This window comes from Pseudomonas sp. C321 (assembly GCF_055407105.1).
Map to the genome: position 1 here is coordinate 306,642 of NZ_JBUZRB010000005.1, position 17,337 is coordinate 323,978.

14 protein-coding genes are annotated in these 17,337 nt (G+C 59.7%); 5 read left to right on the forward strand and 9 right to left on the reverse strand.

The features are described 5' to 3' along the window. Positions 1 to 12 precede the first annotated feature (12 nt). The 6 genes from ACZRJ6_RS17150 to ACZRJ6_RS17175 all read right to left on the reverse strand — a co-directional run bounded on the left by ACZRJ6_RS17150 (position 13) and on the right by ACZRJ6_RS17175 (position 7,268). On the reverse strand, positions 13 to 1,158 hold the full coding sequence (locus ACZRJ6_RS17150) for an HlyD family secretion protein (protein ID WP_463969391.1): 1,146 nt from the start codon (positions 1,156 to 1,158) through the stop codon (positions 13 to 15). Next, positions 1,155 to 2,813 carry an MFS transporter gene (locus tag ACZRJ6_RS17155; RefSeq protein ID WP_463969390.1) on the reverse strand — a complete coding sequence of 553 codons (1,659 nt, stop codon included), beginning with the start codon at positions 2,811 to 2,813 and terminating at the stop codon, positions 1,155 to 1,157. Before ACZRJ6_RS17155 ends, ACZRJ6_RS17150 begins: the two co-directional genes overlap by 4 nt. A gap of 142 nt (positions 2,814 to 2,955) precedes the next feature. Then, a complete protein-coding gene (locus ACZRJ6_RS17160; RefSeq protein WP_463969389.1) occupies positions 2,956 to 3,468 on the reverse strand; it encodes a ClbS/DfsB family four-helix bundle protein in 513 nt (170 codons plus the stop codon). 18 nt (positions 3,469 to 3,486) lie between these two features. Further along, positions 3,487 to 4,965 carry a DASS family sodium-coupled anion symporter gene (locus tag ACZRJ6_RS17165; RefSeq protein WP_463969388.1) on the reverse strand — a complete coding sequence of 493 codons (1,479 nt, stop codon included), beginning with the start codon at positions 4,963 to 4,965 and terminating at the stop codon, positions 3,487 to 3,489. A 242-nt stretch (positions 4,966 to 5,207) separates the two neighbouring features. Then, positions 5,208 to 6,014, reverse strand: a complete 807-nt coding sequence (locus ACZRJ6_RS17170; RefSeq protein ID WP_463969387.1) for a sulfite exporter TauE/SafE family protein — start codon at positions 6,012 to 6,014, stop codon at positions 5,208 to 5,210. 9 nt (positions 6,015 to 6,023) lie between these two features. Beyond that, on the reverse strand, positions 6,024 to 7,268 hold the full coding sequence (locus ACZRJ6_RS17175; RefSeq protein ID WP_463969386.1) for an NAD(P)/FAD-dependent oxidoreductase: 1,245 nt from the start codon (positions 7,266 to 7,268) through the stop codon (positions 6,024 to 6,026). A 189-nt stretch (positions 7,269 to 7,457) separates the two neighbouring features. On the opposite strand from ACZRJ6_RS17175, the gene ACZRJ6_RS17180 reads away from it, so the two are divergent. Further along, on the forward strand, positions 7,458 to 8,321 hold the full coding sequence (locus ACZRJ6_RS17180) for an MBL fold metallo-hydrolase (protein ID WP_463969385.1): 864 nt from the start codon (positions 7,458 to 7,460) through the stop codon (positions 8,319 to 8,321). A 15-nt stretch (positions 8,322 to 8,336) separates the two neighbouring features. Here ACZRJ6_RS17180 and ACZRJ6_RS17185 read toward each other — a convergent pair whose 3' ends face one another. From ACZRJ6_RS17185 to ACZRJ6_RS17195, 3 genes are all read right to left on the reverse strand, one after another. Next, a complete protein-coding gene (locus tag ACZRJ6_RS17185) occupies positions 8,337 to 9,548 on the reverse strand; it encodes an HD-GYP domain-containing protein (protein WP_463969384.1) in 1,212 nt (403 codons plus the stop codon). A gap of 18 nt (positions 9,549 to 9,566) precedes the next feature. Beyond that, complete coding sequence (locus ACZRJ6_RS17190; RefSeq protein WP_463993551.1) at positions 9,567 to 11,192, reverse strand: methyl-accepting chemotaxis protein; 1,626 nt, start codon at positions 11,190 to 11,192, stop codon at positions 9,567 to 9,569. 434 nt (positions 11,193 to 11,626) lie between these two features. Beyond that, on the reverse strand, positions 11,627 to 12,118 hold the full coding sequence (locus ACZRJ6_RS17195; protein ID WP_133100380.1) for an Lrp/AsnC family transcriptional regulator: 492 nt from the start codon (positions 12,116 to 12,118) through the stop codon (positions 11,627 to 11,629). 196 nt (positions 12,119 to 12,314) lie between these two features. On the opposite strand from ACZRJ6_RS17195, the gene ACZRJ6_RS17200 reads away from it, so the two are divergent. From ACZRJ6_RS17200 to lpdA, 4 genes are read left to right on the forward strand one after another with little or no spacing between them, the layout of a single operon-like run. Further along, the gene (locus ACZRJ6_RS17200) at positions 12,315 to 13,550 is read left to right on the forward strand and encodes a thiamine pyrophosphate-dependent enzyme (protein ID WP_463969383.1); all 1,236 of its coding nucleotides are present in this window, start codon (positions 12,315 to 12,317) and stop codon (positions 13,548 to 13,550) included. A gap of 1 nt (position 13,551) precedes the next feature. Beyond that, positions 13,552 to 14,610: an alpha-ketoacid dehydrogenase subunit beta gene (locus ACZRJ6_RS17205; RefSeq protein WP_133100382.1), complete on the forward strand. Its 1,059-nt coding sequence runs from the start codon at positions 13,552 to 13,554 to the stop codon at positions 14,608 to 14,610. Continuing rightward, positions 14,611 to 15,879: a dihydrolipoamide acetyltransferase family protein gene (locus ACZRJ6_RS17210; protein WP_463969382.1), complete on the forward strand. Its 1,269-nt coding sequence runs from the start codon at positions 14,611 to 14,613 to the stop codon at positions 15,877 to 15,879. Positions 15,880 to 15,882: 3 nt separating this feature from the next. Then, entirely contained in the window at positions 15,883 to 17,262 is a 1,380-nt protein-coding gene (gene lpdA / locus ACZRJ6_RS17215; RefSeq protein WP_463969381.1) for a dihydrolipoyl dehydrogenase, read from the forward strand. The last annotated feature ends 75 nt before the right edge of the window (positions 17,263 to 17,337 follow it).

Genomic DNA, 17,337 nt, shown 5'->3' on the forward strand with positions numbered 1-17,337 from the left:
TTTCTTCGCAGCTTAGGGAGGTGTGTTCTGGAGCCTTCCCGCCGTATCAATACTCACCACCACCGACAACCCCGGCCGCAAGCGCTCGCTCTGCTCCTGATCCGGGTCCACGGTAATCCTCACCGGCACCCGCTGGGCGATCTTGACGAAGTTGCCCGTGGCATTGTCCGCCTGCAACAAGCTGAACTCAGAACCGGTGGCCGGGGAAATACGCTGCACCGTGCCGTGAAACTTGCGGTGGTTCAGGGCATCAACGGTAAAGGTCACCGGCTGGCCCACTTGCACATTGTCCATTTGGGTTTCTTTCATATTGGCAATCACCCACAACTGGTTCGGCACCAGGGCCATCAACTGCGCGCCGGAGTTAACGTAAGCACCGAGGCGCACGCCAATCGGCCCCAGTTGCCCGTCGCGCGGGGCAACCACGCGGGTGTTGGACAGGTCGATTCGCGCCAGCTCCACCGCCGCATCGGCACTGGCCACGGCGGCTTCCAATGAACCGCGATTAACGATCACCGTCTGCAAATCCTGGCGGGCGATTTCCAGGCTGGCCTGGGCCTGGGCCACGGCAGCGATGGTTTGCGCGTTGGCGGCGCGGGTCACGTCCAGCTCGCGTTTGGACACTGAGCCGTCGCCGATCAACTCTTCATTGCGGCGCAGATCGGCGGTGCTTTTGCGGGCCTGGGCCTGGCTGTCGACCAAGGCGGCTTGCCGCAACTTGATGGTCGCCTCGGCGCTGTTGCGTTGCTGCACCACATTGGCCAGAGACGCCTGTTGCACTGCCAATTGTGCCAGGGCCTGGTCCAGGCGCTGCTTGTAGATTCGGTCGTCCAGGCGCACCAGCAAATCCCCAGCCTTGACGAACTGGAAGTCCTGCACCGGCACTTCATACACATAGCCGCTGAGCTGCGGCCCGATGATCGTCACCTGGCCACGCACCAGGGCATTTTCGGTGGTTTCCACGGCGCTGCTGAACGGCGGCAATTGCCAGGCATAGAGCACGATCAATACCCCGACGATGGCAATCGCGGCAAAGCCCAGGGACGAGATTATCCGCACCCACAACGAGCGTGGTTCGGTGGCCGCAATACTGGGCGGGGCGCTGCCTTGCGGGGTGGAAGCGATGGCGCTGGTAGTCGTAGTCGTCGGTTCGGTCATGAAGAAAGTGCACCGCTAGGTTGAACGGGAGGCGCTGCACTTACGGCAGCTTTGGTAGTACTCATCAGCCACAGGCTGCGGATGAAAATCCAGATCATGGTCAGTATCGCGATCACCGCAATCAGCATGAACACGTCGTTATAAGCCATGACATTGGCTTCACGGGTGGCCGCCGTGGCCAGACTGCGAATGCCCATCAGGTTGCGCAGTTCCGGGTCGGCGATCACCGAACCGTAAGCCGAGCCGCCGCTCTGCACCCGTGCGGCCACCCGCGGGTCCATCAAGGTCAGGTGCTCGACAATCATGCTGGAGTGAAACTTCTCCCGCACGATCTGAAAGGTGCCGAGCAACGCTGCGCCAATCAGCCCGCCAAGGTTCTGGCAAATCCCGAATAGCACCGAGAAACTCACCAGGTTGCTGGGGTTAGTCAACACGTTGCGCACGCCCAGGACCATGGTCGGGCCGAGAAAGAACGTGCCGCCGAAGCCTAACAGGAACTGGCTGATGTACATGTTCTGCGGCCGGGTCAGGTTGCTGGAGAAACTGTCGATCACTGAGCCGGTGGCCATCAGCGCCAGGGAAATGACCAGCGGCATCAGCAAATGGGCCGGGTTGATGGTCAGCGCGCTGGTGGCCAAACCAGCAATCGCCCCCAGTAGCATCACCAGATACAGGGTGCGCATCTGCTCGTTGCCCATGTTCAGCGCCTGCAAAAAGCCCACTGCACCGGTGGACTGCTCCGAGAGCACCATGCGGATAAGGATCACCGCCAACGCCAGGCGAATCATCACCCCGCTGCCCAGCCAGCGGGTCATCAGCATCGGGTTGGCGCGGTTATGCTCGATAGCCAGGCCGGCCATGATCAGCACCAGCGAACAGGCCGAAGCGATGCCGATCCACGGTGCTTCCAGCCACCAGTCAATCCTGCCCAGGGACAGCACCGCACACAGCAACGCCACGCCGGTAGACAGCAGGGCGAAGGTGAGGAAGTCGAGTTTTTCAAAGGTCTTGAAGCGATCACCCGGCGGCAATTTGAGCAGGAACACGCAGCCCAGGCAGGTCAGCGCCATGCCCAGTTCAAACAGGTACAGCCCGCGCCATTCGGCGATTTGCAGCAAGTCTTCGGAGAACAGCCGCGCCAATGGCAAGGCCAATTGCGAGGTGCCCAAGCCCAGTACCAGGGCCTTGAGCCGCCACTTTGCCGGGAACGCCTGAATCATGTAGTACAAGCCCAGGGAACTGAGCGCCGCACCGACCATGCCGTGGGCCGCCCGCACGGCAATGGCGGAGCTTAAGTCGTTGACGAACAAGTGGCCGAAGGTCACCAGCGCATACAGCACCAGGAACACCTCGGTAAACGCCCGCAGGCCAAACTGCTGGCGAAACTTCACCAGCAACAGGTTCATCGAGACATTGGTCATCACATAGGCGGCGGGCAGCCAGGCCATTTCGGCGGTGGTCGCGCCCAATGCGCCTTGTAGGTAAGGCAGGTTAGCGATTACCAGGGAGTTGCCCAGGCCGCCAGTGATAGCCACCAATAGGCCGACCAGGGCATAAGCCCAGCGTTTGCGGGTGGAATGCAGCGGCGTAGACGGCGAACCCGGCAGGGCCGGACGCTCGTGGGGCTGCCAAGTGCGCGGGGTGTATTGATCCATTCGGCGACCTTGATGATCGTGCCGCAACGCGCCGCACGGTAAAACCTCTGCAAAGGGACTCCTAAAGCTGAGCAGGGTTCATCTTGCCATTATGGCAGGTCAACCTTGTAGCGTTCTTATTCTGCGGGGCGGACCTGAACGGTCAGGCCAGGCCGTTGTGCCTTTTCCATTGCCGGACACGGGTTCGGGCATTGGCATACGGTGACGAGGTATTGAGCTGAATCATTCGTCCCAGGGTGTACTTTTCGTACCAAGGCGCGCCATAGAGTTCGCCGTCACTGGCGCGTTGAACCAGGGCGAGGATTTGCCGATGGGCCTGCTCCAGCCGTTCCAACCGCTGGGGATAGGACAGTACGGCGTAGTCGGCATAAAACTTTTGTGCCAAGCGTCCCAGTTCATTCCACTTGAACCCAACCTCGGGAAACGCCACCACCTGCCCATTGGCGCGGCCGGCACACCATTGCTGCACCAGAAGGTTCCAACCAATCAGGTAGGCCAGCAGATCACACAGGCTCATCCGTGTCCCTTTGACATGTCCTTCCAGGGAGCATTCCCCGGCACGTTCGAGGGGGATGGTGGCCAGATCGGCCACCAGGCGCCGATAGTTGAGGGTGATGGCATCGATCAATTGCTGCTTGTTCTGCGGGACAGCCATGGCAACGCTCCTTGTACTTCAGATCCAGCCCAACCAACTCCACCATGTGGCGGCGAACACCAGCATCAACAGGTAACCGATCAAGGTCACCAGCAACCCAACCTTGGCAAACTGCCGGGCGGTAAAGGTTCCGGTGCCCAGGCACACCATATTCTGCGGTGCGTTGATCGGCAGGATGAAGCCATAACTGACGACAAACCCCAGCAGCATGGTCATGCCCAACCGATTGATATCTCCCGGCAGGGTTTGCAGGACCGCAATCAGGATTGGCAACAACGCCGAAGTCAGCGCCGTGGCACTGGCAAACCCCAGGTGGATCACGATCAAGAACGCCCCAAGAATGGCAAACACCCCCAGCGGTCCCAGTTGATCAAGCCCGGTATGCCCTACCACCTGCGCGCCCAACCATTGCCCGGCATGGGTAGTCAGCAGCGCCGTACCGAGGCTGATGCCCACGCCAAACACAATCACCGTGCCCCACGGGATGCGCGGCTGCACATCTTTCCAGGTCATCACCCCGATTCCCGGCAGCAGCAAAAACACTAGCCCGACGTAGGTGGTCGAGGTGGTATCAAAACTGTGTAGCCGCCCTTCCGTGGCCCAGGCCAGCAACAGCAGCACCGACACCGTCAGCAGACGTTTTTGCGGACCGGTCATAGGCCCGATGTCCGCCAGGGACTGCGCCACCGCTTCCTTGCCGCCGGGAATGCTGTCGCTTTCCGGTGGCAGCAGTTTCAACACCAGGAACAACAGCACCGCCGACATGATCACTGCCCACGGCGCACCCGCGATCAGCCAGTCAATCCACGACACCCGCTGGCCGAGCATCTTGTCCATAAAACCGACGGTCAGCAGGTTTTGCGCGGCGGCGGTTTGGATGCCGACGTTCCAGATACTGGTGCCCTGGGCGACGACGATCATGATCCCGGCGGCGATGTTGGAGCGCTTGTCGACACCAAAGGCGGCGATCACCCCCATCATGATCGGCACCACACAGGCACTGCGGGCGGTGGCGCTGGGCACCACCAGGCTGAGCAGGATGGTCACGGCAATCGCCCCCACCAAAATCCCTCGGGTGCTGGTGCCGACGCGGGTCAAGGTCACCAGGGCGATGCGCCGATCCAGACCGGTGTGGGTCATGGCGGCGGCGATAAACAGCGCACCGACCACCAGGGCCAGGGCCGGGTTGGAAAAACCGGTCAGGGCCATGCCGATGGCCGGGCTGGAGCCGATCAGGTGAGTGGGGTCCTGCATCGACGGCGCGGTGCCCAGCAAAAAAGCCATGAGCGAGGTGATCATTATCGCGCTGGCCTCGTAGGACACCGCTTCGCTGATCCACACCACCACCGCAAACACGAGGATCGCCAGCATCCGATGCCCCGCCACCGGCAAGTCGGCAGGCAGCGGCAACAGCAGCACGCCGACCATCACCAGCACGGCGATGACCAGGCCCATGGGCAGCTTGTATGAGACTGCAGGTGTTGCAGGGGCGCCCATGGCGATCTCCGTCAGCCAAAATATTCTGGCCCGGAGCATGAGGCAAAGCGTCGCAGCGGGCCTTGACGGGTATCAAGGGGAAACCGATTGTCCGAGGGGGCACAGTTAAAAATGTGTGTGCGGACTTGCCTGCGATCGTGGTGGATCAGCAATTCCTGGCGACTGATATACCGTGGCCCTCAAGTTTCTCGCCAGCACGAGCTAGGCCAGGTCACCCTCGCTTCTGCAGTGAATGTGCGGTGTTAGATGAAGGCTCTGGACAGCATGCCGACGGCAACCAAAAAGCATAGGCTGGCGAAGCCCACTTGCAGGGTTCTGGCCTGAATCAGCGAGCAAAGGCGCCGACCCACAATCATCCCGACGATGCTGGAGACGATAAACACCCAGCCCACGGAGTCGATGGTGACACCGGCATGAAACGCGCCGACCACACCGATCAGGGAAATCAGGCTGATCACCATCAACGACGTGGCGACAATGCCGCGCATCTGCACATCGGTCAGTTGCTTGAATGCCGGCACAATCAGAAACCCGCCGCCAACACCGAGCAAACCCGAAACGGCACCCGTCACCGCGCCCAAGGCTGCCAGGGTGGCGGTGCACTTGGCGGTCCAGGAGAAGCGCCCGGTCTGTTGATCGAGCATGCAGTTCTTCTGGCCCCAGGAAGCGGCGCCATGGTCACTGGGCCCCGCCTCGACCTTCTCGCGCCGCAACATGCGCCAGGCCACCAGCACCATCAGCGCGCTGAACAGGCCCATCAGGAACTTGTCCGACAGTTGATGGGCCAGGAACACCCCCAGCGGCGAAAACAGCGCCCCCAACAAGGCGATCAGCAGCGCCGCGCGGTAGCGCACCAGGCCATGGCGCAAACCATCAATCGCCCCGACAGCGGCAGCCGCGCCCACGGCGAACAACGACACGGGCGCTGCTTGGGTCATGGTCAAGCCAAGCCCCAGCACCAGGGCCGGGACGCCGATGATTCCACCGCCAGCGCCGGTCAAGCCCATCACCAACCCCATGATCACGCCAAAAAAACTTGCCAGTAGCATAGGTTTCTCTCAATCCACCTTGGACAAACGGGTCAGCCATTCGCGGCCCTTGAGCATGCCGTTCCAGTAGAACCACGGCAGCAGCGTCGCCTTGAGAAACCACGCCGAACGCCGCGCCACTGTCGGGTCGAGGGGAAAGGTCGGCAGCAGCTTGCCGGCATAACCGAACTCGGCCAATACCACCTTGCCCCTCTCCACCGTCAGCGGGCAGGAACCGTAGCCATCGTACTTGAGGGGCAGCGGCTTATGCTTGCGCAGGGCCAGGAGATTTTGCGCGACCACAACGATTTGCTTGCGCACCGCTGCGGCGGTTTTGGCGTTGCTGGTGGAGCACACATCACCGAGGCCGAATATCTGCGAATAACGCACATGTTGCAGGTTGTGGGGGTTTACCTCGCACCAGCCGGCGGCGTCGGCCAATGGGCTCTGACGGATGAAATCAGGGGAGACTTGCGGCGGCACGACGTGCAGCAGGTCGAAGGATTTTACCTCGATGGTGACATTGCCTTCGCCGTCCTTGACCTCGAACCAGGCCTTGCGCGCCGGGCCGTCGACCTTGATCAGGTTGGAATTGAAGGCCAGTCGCGCCGAGTATTTTTCGACATACTTCATCAAGGGAGGAACGAAGGTTGCCACACCAAACAGCACGGCACCGGCCAGGTTGAATTCGACGTCGATATTTTTTAGCGCGCCCTGCCTGAGCCAGTGGTCGCAGGACAGGTACATGGCCTTTTGCGGCGCTCCGGCGCATTTGATCGGCATGGCCGGCTGGGTGAAAATCGCCTTGCCGCCCTTGAGTTGCTGCACCAGTTGCCAGGTATAGGCCGCGTGCTGGTAGCTGTAGTTGGAGGTGACACCGTTCTGGCCGAGGGATTCCTGTAAACCTTCGACTTTCTCCCAGGCCAGGCGCAGGCCGGGGCAGATGATCAGGTTGTTCCAGGTGACGCGCTGGCCGCTGTCGAGCACCAGGGTCTGTTCATCGGGCAACAACTCGCTGACCGCTGCTTGTACCCAGGTCACCCCGTCAGGCAATACTTTGGCCATAGGCCGGGCGGTTTTACTGATGTCATGGGCACCGCCACCCACCAGGGTCCAGGCGGGCTGGTAATAGTGTTCGTCGTTGGGTTCGATCAGGGTGATGTTCAGGTGAGGGTCGCGCTTGAGCAGGCTGGCCAGCAGGCCGATACCCGCGGAGCCGCCACCGATGACAACGATATCGCCACTGATGGTCGGTCCCCAGTGTTGGTCGTTCATGGTTTTTGGCCTTTTTTAGTCAATGCACACAAGGGTCGTTGCCGTATGGCATCACGCCCTGCTGTTTGCCACCACGATGCCATCCTTTGCCTCGAGTCCTTTAATTCACTTAAGCTCGCAAGGTTATGTGGAAAACACCATGAATGTAAGCCGCGATTTCCCGGCCCCCAGCCACTCAGGACGACCGTTATGTCAGCGTTGATTCAATCCTTTCTGGACGAGGCGTCGTCGACCTACACCTATGTCGTCTATGAACAGGACGGCGGCCAGTGCGCCATCGTCGACTCGGTGCTCAATTATGACCCAGCCTCGGGACGCACCGGCACGGCCCAGGCCGACCAGGTGATTGCCTTCGTGGGCGAGCACCGCTTGCAGGTGCAATGGCTGCTGGAGACCCACGCCCACGCCGATCACCTGTCCGCCGCGCCCTATCTGCGCCGGCAACTGGGGGGCAAGATCGCCATCGGCAAGTCCATCACCAAGGTACAGGGCGTATTCAAGAACCTGTTCAACCTTGAACCGGAGTTCCGTGTCGACGGTTCGCAATTCGATCATCTGTTCGCCCCGGATGAGGTATTCCACATTGGCAACCTCAAGGCCCGTGCCCTGCATGTGCCAGGCCATACGCCGGCGGACATGGCCTACCTGATCGACGATCAATTGATCCTGGTGGGCGACACGCTGTTCATGCCCGATGTCGGCACGGCGCGCTGTGACTTTCCCGGCGGCGACGCTCGCCAGCTCTACGCCTCGATGCGCAAGTTGCTGGCCTTCGCGCCGCAAACGCGCCTCTATGTCTGCCACGACTACCCGCCCGAAGGCAGGGCCGCCAAATGCCTGACGACGATTGCCGAGCAGCGGGCCGGAAATATTCATGTGCATGACGGGGTGGATGAGGCGACGTTTGTGACAATGCGCACCCAGCGTGATGCGGGCCTGGGTATGCCGACGCTGTTGCTGCCGGCGATTCAGGTCAATGTGCGGGCGGGAAATATGCCGCCAGCTGAAGATAATGGGGTGGTGTATTTGAAGATCCCATTGAATCAGCTTTAAGGCGACGCATAAGGCCTAGCCAAAATAGGATGTCTTAGGCTGGGCGAGCCCCGACCACAACTCGTCGACATGCTTGAACCCCCATTCCTCAGCGGACTCCCGGCTGATGATCTTGTCACGCTGTTCGGCCAGATTCACCACGGCCTGGACAATCGGCAAGCGAGAGCGCGCCGAAAAAAACACGTTGACCACCGGCGTGAGCAAGGACTTGGGGTTTTGCTCTATTACCACGCCAATACGACCACTCTCCAGGCGGACCAGAGCACCAACGGGGTAGATCCCCACACACCGAACAAACGCCTGGAACACCCTCTCGTCAAAATGGCCTTTCCACTCAGCCATTTTCTGAATCGCGTCGGCCGGCCCCCAGCCGTGTTTGTAGGGGCGCTCTGAAGTGATCGCATCGTAGACATCACACACAGCACCCATCTGCGCAAACAGGCTGATCTGATCCTGGACGAGGCCGTGGGGATAGCCGCTGCCGTTGCATTTCTCGTGGTGATGCAGACAGACATCCAGCACCAATGCACTGATATGCGGGCAGTTGCGCAACATTTTCGCGCCCTCCACCGGGTGACTGCGCACGATGTCGAACTCCGCCTCAGTCAGCGCCCCAGCCTTGTTCAAAATGCCCTCCGGGATGGCCATTTTCCCGACATCATGGAACAAGCCTGCCAGGCCCGCCTCCTGGACCAGTGCAGGCGAGAGGCTCAATTGCCGGGCCAGCGCGATCATCAATCCACTGACGGCAACCGAATGCATGTAGGTGTATTCATCAGACTTTTTCAAACGGGCCAGGCTAATCAATGCATGGGGATGGCGTAGCACCGACTGGGATATTTCCTCGACCAGGCTGGCCACTCGGGTTGGCTCAACCGCTCTACCCATGCGCAAATCACTGAACATCTCGATGACCGCGCCTTTGGCGACAGCGCACACCTTGACCGCGCGCGCCACCTCAGCCTTCATTTCCACACGAGGGGAAGCCACCGGGCGTTTCAAGGCAGGCGTCTTATGTGCGGCCTGCAGGTCCTGCGGTTTCAGGTCGCAACCTTTCTCGGTATCAATCCAGACACCCTGGACCTGTGATGCCAACAAGCGCTGCAAATCTTCGTTGCTATTGAGCAAAAAACTGCTCTTCCAAAAAGCATGATCGATCCATGAACCATCAAGCTTATGGATGTGCATACCCAGAGTCACCTGCGACGCAGGAATGCATTTCAACATACGTCATACCCCAATCAACTAACTCACGGAAAACTTTGAAACGATCTGCTTAAGATCCACCGCAAGCTTGGACAGCTCATTGCTGGCAATGGATGTCTGACCGGCGGCAGAAGAGCTCTGAATAGAAAGATCCCTGATGCTGATGAGGTTCTGATCAACGGAACGAGCCACATGGGCCTGCTCCTCCGATGCGGTCGCAATCAGCAGATTTCTTTCATTGATATCAGAGATGGCTTGGGTGATTTGGGTAATGGCGGCGCCTGCTTCATGGGCGATCTTTAACGAGTCCACGGCTTCACTGCGGTTCAACTCCATGGACAACACCGCCTCGCTTGAGCAGCTCTGGATTTTCGCAATCATCTGCTCAATTTCGTGGGTAGATGTTTGCGTTCTGTGGGCCAGCGCCCTGACTTCGTCGGCCACGACAGCAAAGCCGCGCCCCTGCTCTCCGGCCCTGGCCGCCTCGATCGCCGCATTCAAGGCAAGCAAGTTGGTTTGTTCGGCAATGGAACGGATAACCTCGACCACCTTGGCGATATCCTGGGCCTGCTTGGCGAGCCCTTCGACTTCCAGCCCGGTTTGCTGAACCGTTGTGCTCAACTTTTCAATCGAGGCAATGGTCTGGGCAACACGGTCCTGACCCACCTTTGCCGAGCGCTGGGAGTCTTGAGTCGACTGGGAAGCTGAGACAGCATTTCTGGCCACTTCCTCTACCGCCGCAGTCATCTCATTGACTGCCGTAGCGGCCTGATCAGTTTCCATGCTTTGTCGCTCAATGCCTGCACTTGACTCCTTGGTGATCGAACTCATCTCCTCCGCCGCCGCGGCCAGTTGCCCCGAAGCTTCGGAGATATGCTGCAAGGTGCTTTTCAGGTTCATTTGCATGGCCGCCGTAGACTGTTGCAGATCCGTCAACTCGTCCTTGCCACTGATATTAATGGCGACACGCAGGTCGCCTTGGGCAATCTTGGCCGTCGCCGCCAACAACTCCTTGACCGGCGTGATAATGCTTTTGGTGAACAGGTGCGCCACCACGACCGTCAACAAGACCGAGACCACCATCAGCACAATGGTAAGCAGGCGGGCGGCATCAAACTCATTGGAGGCCGTACCCGCGGCGGTTTGCGCACCGTTTTGGTTGATAGCCACCAGTTCACCGATCCACGATTGAAGTTTTAACGCCACGGGGCTGGCCTGGTCGCGGATAAACACGTTGATATCATTTATCGAACGAGATGCATCCATGGCCACCAGCTCATCAACCTTGAGATTATAACTCTGGACGCCTTTGACTATGTCTTCGTACTTGTTTTTCTCCTGCGGACTTGAAACAAATTTTGAGTACTTCTCTGTCACGTCAACCAATACGTTCCTCGCGTCCTTGATCGCGCCAGTGGAGCCCCCACTCAACCTATTGTTTTCCATCGCAAATCGACGCAGCTCCAGCCGGAGGTTTAGCAATGCGCTTTCTATTTCTCCTGCCTGGCGAATACTGGGAAGCCAATTAGTTTCAATCGCGACCGTCGAGGCATAAATCCTGTCAGCTTTTACCAGCGTCAGGCCCCCTTGTATCAACAGCAAAAGACAGACAACGCCAAAACACAAAGTGGTGCGCAAGTTCAGCCTTATCAATCGCATTGACATAACAACTCCCGATTTCCTTAGCTCTGCGGACCTTGCGCCCTGTGCAGAAGCTGTCAGATATCACTTTATTTAGAGGCGAGTGAAAAATACCGTATGGGCGTAAAGCCAAAACACCACCTGACACACTATTGAAAGTGCTCAATATGGCGCTTTATTTAATAAGAGGGTGCAATGCAAGTTGACCAGCGAAATCATAAAGCGCACGACAGACTAAACCTTGACGCTCCATGACTTAAGCTCTCGCTTAAAACTGGAGTTTAGCAGGTGCGTCAACGAGCGCAGGAAAAACCGATCTTATAATTTAAAGTATCGACAATTATAGGGCGTATTGGGGGTCATCAGCACTTATTGCCATCTAAACGAATAGATCGGAGGGAAACTTCACCTTATAACGCAGCGACGACGCCTCCCCCGTCGCTGGTCAAGGCTGGCGCTTACGGCTTGCTCAACATCAGGCCATCTGGCGGCAACGGCAGCGCCGTCTTGTAGCGCACCTGCTTGAGCGCGAAGCTGGAGCGGATATTCGCCACGCCGGGCACCTTGGTCAGAAAGTCCATCATGAAGCGCTCCAACGACTGGATGGTCGGCACCAATACCCGAATCAAATAGTCGGGATCGCCGGCCATCAAATAGCACTCCATCACCTCTGGCCGATCAGAAATCGCCCCTTCGAATTGCTGCAACGCCTCCTCGTTCTGCTTTTCCAGGCTGACATGGATGAACACATTGACGTGCAGCCCCAGCAGATCGGCGTCCAGCAGCGTCACCTGGTCGCGAATCAGCCCCAGTTCTTCCATGGCCTTGACCCGGTTAAAACACGGAGTGGGTGACAGGTTGACCGAGCGGGCAAGGTCGGCGTTGGTGATGCGGGCGTTCTCCTGGAGGCTGTTGAGAATCCCGATATCGATACGGTCCAGCTTACGCATGAGACAAAACCACCTGTTTATTATGCTTATGCAGTTTTTTTATCCTCAAATGAACTAAAGCGCAACGAAACAGAGAGAAATATTCTCCTACGCCCAGCCTATGATTGTTGTAGGACAAGATTTCTTCTACCCGAAGACTGACTGTCAGCTAAGCGCGCCCACTACAAGAAATTCACAAGATCGAGCGTAGAAAGCCATGAATCAGCAATATGAACCGCTGCGCCTGCACGTTCCCGAGCCTTCCGGCCGTCCAGGCTGCAAAACCGACTTTACCTACCTGCGTCTGACCGATGCAGGTACGGTGCGCAAACCCGCCATTGACGTTGAACCCGCCGACACCGCCGACTTGGCCAAAGGCCTGATCCGCGTGCTCGACGATCAGGGCCAGGCCCTTGGCCCATGGGCTGAAGGCGTGCCCGTCGAAATCCTGCGCAAGGGCATGCGTGCCATGCTCAAGACACGGATCTTCGACAACCGCATGGTGGTCGCCCAGCGTCAGAAAAAAATGTCGTTCTACATGCAAAGCCTTGGCGAAGAAGCCATCGGCAGCGCCCAGGCCCTGGCCTTGAATATTGACGACATGTGCTTCCCCACCTACCGCCAGCAAAGCATCCTGATGGCCCGCGAAGTGCCGCTGGTGGACCTGATCTGCCAACTGCTGTCCAACGAGCGCGACCCGCTCAAGGGCCGTCAGTTGCCGATCATGTACTCGGTGCGCGAAGCCGGCTTCTTCACCATTTCCGGCAACCTCGCGACCCAATTTGTACAGGGCGTGGGCTGGGGCATGGCCTCGGCGATCAAGGGCGATACCAAGATTGCCTCGGCCTGGATCGGTGATGGCGCCACAGCTGAATCAGACTTCCACACCGCCCTCACCTTCGCCCACGTCTATCGGGCGCCGGTGATTCTCAACGTGGTGAATAACCAGTGGGCGATCTCCACCTTCCAGGCCATCGCCGGCGGTGAAGCCACCACCTTTGCCGGACGCGGCGTGGGTTGCGGGATTGCCTCCCTGCGGGTAGACGGCAACGACTTTATCGCGGTATACGCCGCCTCCGCCTGGGCCGCCGAGCGCGCCCGGCGCAACCTGGGGCCGACCCTGATCGAATGGGTCACCTACCGCGCCGGCCCCCACTCCACCTCCGATGATCCGTCCAAGTACCGTCCCGCAGACGACTGGAGCCACTTCCCCCTGGGCGACCCAATCCTGCGCCTCAAGCAGCACTTGATCCGTATCGGCCAGTGGTCCGAAGAGGAACACACCGCCGTCAGCGCGGAACTGGAAGCCGAAGTGATCAAGGCCCAGAAAGAAGCCGAACAGTACGGCACCCTCGCCGGCGGCCAGATTCCAAGCGCCGCGACCATGTTCGAAGACGTCTATAAAGAGATGCCGGAGCACTTGAAGCGCCAGCGTCAAGAGTTGGGGGTCTGACATGAACGATCACAACAACACTATCGAGCTGGAAACCGCCATGACCACCACCACCATGACCATGATCCAGGCCCTGCGCTCGGCCATGGATGTGATGCTTGAGCGTGACGACAATGTCGTGGTGTTCGGCCAGGACGTCGGCTATTTCGGCGGTGTGTTCCGTTGCACCGAAGGCCTGCAAAACAAGTACGGCACCTCGCGGGTGTTCGACGCGCCGATCTCGGAAAGCGGCATCGTCGGTGTCGCCGTGGGCATGGGTGCCTATGGCCTGCGCCCGGTGGCGGAAATCCAGTTCGCCGACTACGTCTACCCGGCTTCCGACCAAATCATTTCCGAAGCGGCGCGCCTGCGTTATCGCTCGGCCGGCCAGTTCACCGCACCGATGACCCTGCGCATGCCTTGCGGCGGCGGCATCTACGGCGGCCAGACCCACAGCCAGAGTATTGAAGCGGTGTTCACCCAGGTCTGCGGCCTGCGCACGGTGATGCCGTCCAACCCTTACGACGCCAAGGGCCTGCTGATCGCCTCCATCGAAAACGATGACCCGGTGATCTTTCTCGAGCCCAAGCGCCTGTACAACGGCCCCTTCGACGGCCACCACGACCGCCCGGTAACCCCGTGGTCGAAACACCCCGCCGCGCAAGTCCCGGATGGTTACTACACCGTGCCGCTGGACGTCGCCGCCATCACTCGTCCGGGCTCGGAGGTGACCATCCTGACCTACGGCACCACGGTGTATGTGTCGCAAGTGGCTGCTGAAGAAAGCGGCATTGATGCCGAAGTCATCGACCTGCGAAGCCTGTGGCCGCTGGACCTGGAAACCATCGTCAACTCGGTGAAGAAAACCCGTCGTTGCGTGATTGTCCACGAAGCCACCCGCACCTGCGGTTTCGGCGCCGAGTTGGTGGCGCTGGTTCAGGAGCATTGCTTCCACTACCTGGAAGCGCCTATCGAGCGCGTCACCGGTTGGGATACCCCGTATCCCCACGCGCAAGAGTGGGCGTACTTCCCTGGTCCGTCCCGTGTGGGCGCGGCTTTGCATCGGGTTATGGAGGTCTGAATGGGCACGCACGTTATCAAGATGCCGGACATTGGCGAAGGCATCGCAGAAGTTGAACTATCGGTCTGGTACGTCAAGGTTGGCGATCTGGTGGTAGAGGATCAGGTGCTGGCGGACGTGATGACCGACAAGGCGATGGTGGATATTCCGTCGCCGGTCCATGGCAAGGTGATTTCCCTGGGCGGTGAGCCGGGTGAAGTGATGGCGGTGGGCAGCATTCTGATCAGTATTGAAGTGGAAGGCGCGGGCAATACTAAGGAATCGGCGTTGTCGGCGGTGGTAGAGGAAGCGGCACCTGTACCTGCGCCGAAGGTCGAAGCCAAGGCCCCGGCCATTGAAAGTAAACCGGCGACCAAGCCGATCGTTGCTCAAGCCCCGGTAGCCCGTGATGCCGACGAGCGTCCGCTGGCCTCCCCGGCCGTGCGCAAGCATGCGCTGGATGCAGGTATTCAACTACGTTTGGTCCAGGGCTCCGGCCCGGCCGGGCGGATTTTGCATGAAGACCTTGAGGCGTATTTGCTGCAGGGTCCGGCAAAAAGTTCGGCAGCATCCAATCCTTACGCCGAACGCAATGACGAACAGCAAATCCCGGTGATCGGCATGCGCCGCAAGATCGCCCAGCGCATGCAGGACGCCACCCGGCGTGCCGCGCATTTCAGCTACGTGGAAGAGATCGACGTCACTGCCCTCGACGAGTTGCGGGTACACCTCAATGAAAAACATGGCGCCACCCGCGGCAAGCTGACCTTGCTGCCGTTTCTGGTGCGGGCCATGGTCGTCGCGTTGCGGGACTTCCCGCAGATCAACGCGCGTTACGACGATGAAGCCCAGATCATCACTCGCCTGGGCGCGGTGCATGTCGGCGTCGCCACCCAAAGCGATATCGGCCTGATGGTTCCGGTGGTGCGTCACGCCGAGTCCCGCAGCCTGTGGGGCAATGCCGAAGAGATCACCCGCCTGGCCGCCGCCGCGCGCAATGGCAAGGCCAGCCGTGATGAGCTGTCGGGCTCGACCATCACGTTGACCAGCCTCGGCGCCTTGGGCGGGATTGTCAGCACACCGGTGCTGAACCTGCCGGAAGTGGCCATCGTCGGCGTCAACCGCATCGTTGAGCGCCCCATGGTGATCAAGGGGCAGATCGTGATCCGCAAGATGATGAACCTCTCCAGCTCCTTCGATCACCGGGTGGTCGATGGCATGGACGCGGCGCAATTCATCCAGGCCATCCGTGGCCTGCTCGAACAACCCGCCAGCCTGTTTCTGGAGTAAGGCATGTCTCAATCATTAAATACCACACTGCTGATTATCGGCGGCGGCCCTGGCGGTTACGTGGCGGCGATTCGCGCCGGCCAACTGGGCATCCCGACCATTCTGGTGGAGGGCCAGTCACTGGGCGGTACCTGCCTGAATATCGGCTGCATTCCGTCCAAGGCACTGATTCACGTTGCCGAACAGTTCCAGCAAACCGTGCACCACAGCCAGGGTTCCCACCTGGGGATCGACGTCGACGTACCCACCCTGGACATCGGCAAAAGCGTGGCATGGAAAGACGGCATCGTTGACCGCCTGACCACCGGTGTTGCCGCGCTGCTGAAGAAACACAAGGTGCAGGTCATCCAAGGCTGGGCCAAGGTCATCGATGGCAAGACTGTGGCGGTTGGCGACCAGCGCATCCAGTGCGAGCACCTGTTGCTGGCCACCGGTTCGAAAAGCGTCAACCTGCCAATGCTGCCAATTGGCGGGCCAATCATCTCTTCCACCGAGGCCTTGGCGCCGACGAAAGTACCCAGGCGCCTGATCGTAGTCGGCGGTGGTTACATCGGGCTGGAGCTGGGGATTGCCTATCGCAAGTTGGGTTCCGACGTCAGCGTGGTCGAGGCCCAGGACCGTATCCTGCCAGCCTACGACGCCGAGCTGACGCAACCGGTGGCCGAATCCCTCAAGCAACTGGGGGTCAAGCTGTACCTGAAACACAGCGTCACCGGCTTTGAACGCAACACCCTGCAAGTACGCGATCCCAACGGCGACACCCTGTCCCTGGAAACCGACCAGGTGCTAGTGGCCGTTGGTCGCAAACCCAATACCCAGGGCTGGAACCTGGAAGCGTTGAACCTGGACATGAACGGCTCGGCGATCAAGATCGACAGCCGCTGCCAGACCAGCATGCGCAATGTCTGGGCCATTGGCGACCTGAGCGGCGAGCCGATGCTCGCGCACCGCGCGATGGCCCAGGGCGAGATGGTCGCAGAGCTGATCAGCGGTAAAACCCGCGAATTCAACCCGGCGGCAATCCCAGCAGTGTGCTTTACCGATCCAGAACTGGTGGTGGTCGGCAAGACCCCGGACGAGGCTAAAGCCGCTGGCCTGGATTGCATCGTCACAAGCTTCCCGTTTGCTGCCAATGGCCGCGCCATGACCCTGGAGTCGAAAACCGGCTTCGTGCGGGTGGTGGCGCGGCGCGACAATCACCTGATTGTCGGTTGGCAGGCGGTAGGTGTCGGCGTGTCCGAGCTGTCCACCGCCTTTGGCCTGTGCCTGGAAATGGGCTCACGCCTGGAAGACGTGGCGGGCACCATCCACGCCCACCCGACCTTGGGTGAAGCGGTGCAGGAAGCGGCGTTGCGGGCCTTGGGGCATGCGTTGCACCTTTGAAGGGGGTGCGAATGCAGCGGGTAATGAAGTATTGTTGCGCCCATCCAGAAATAAACCACACGCCTGCCTTCGACC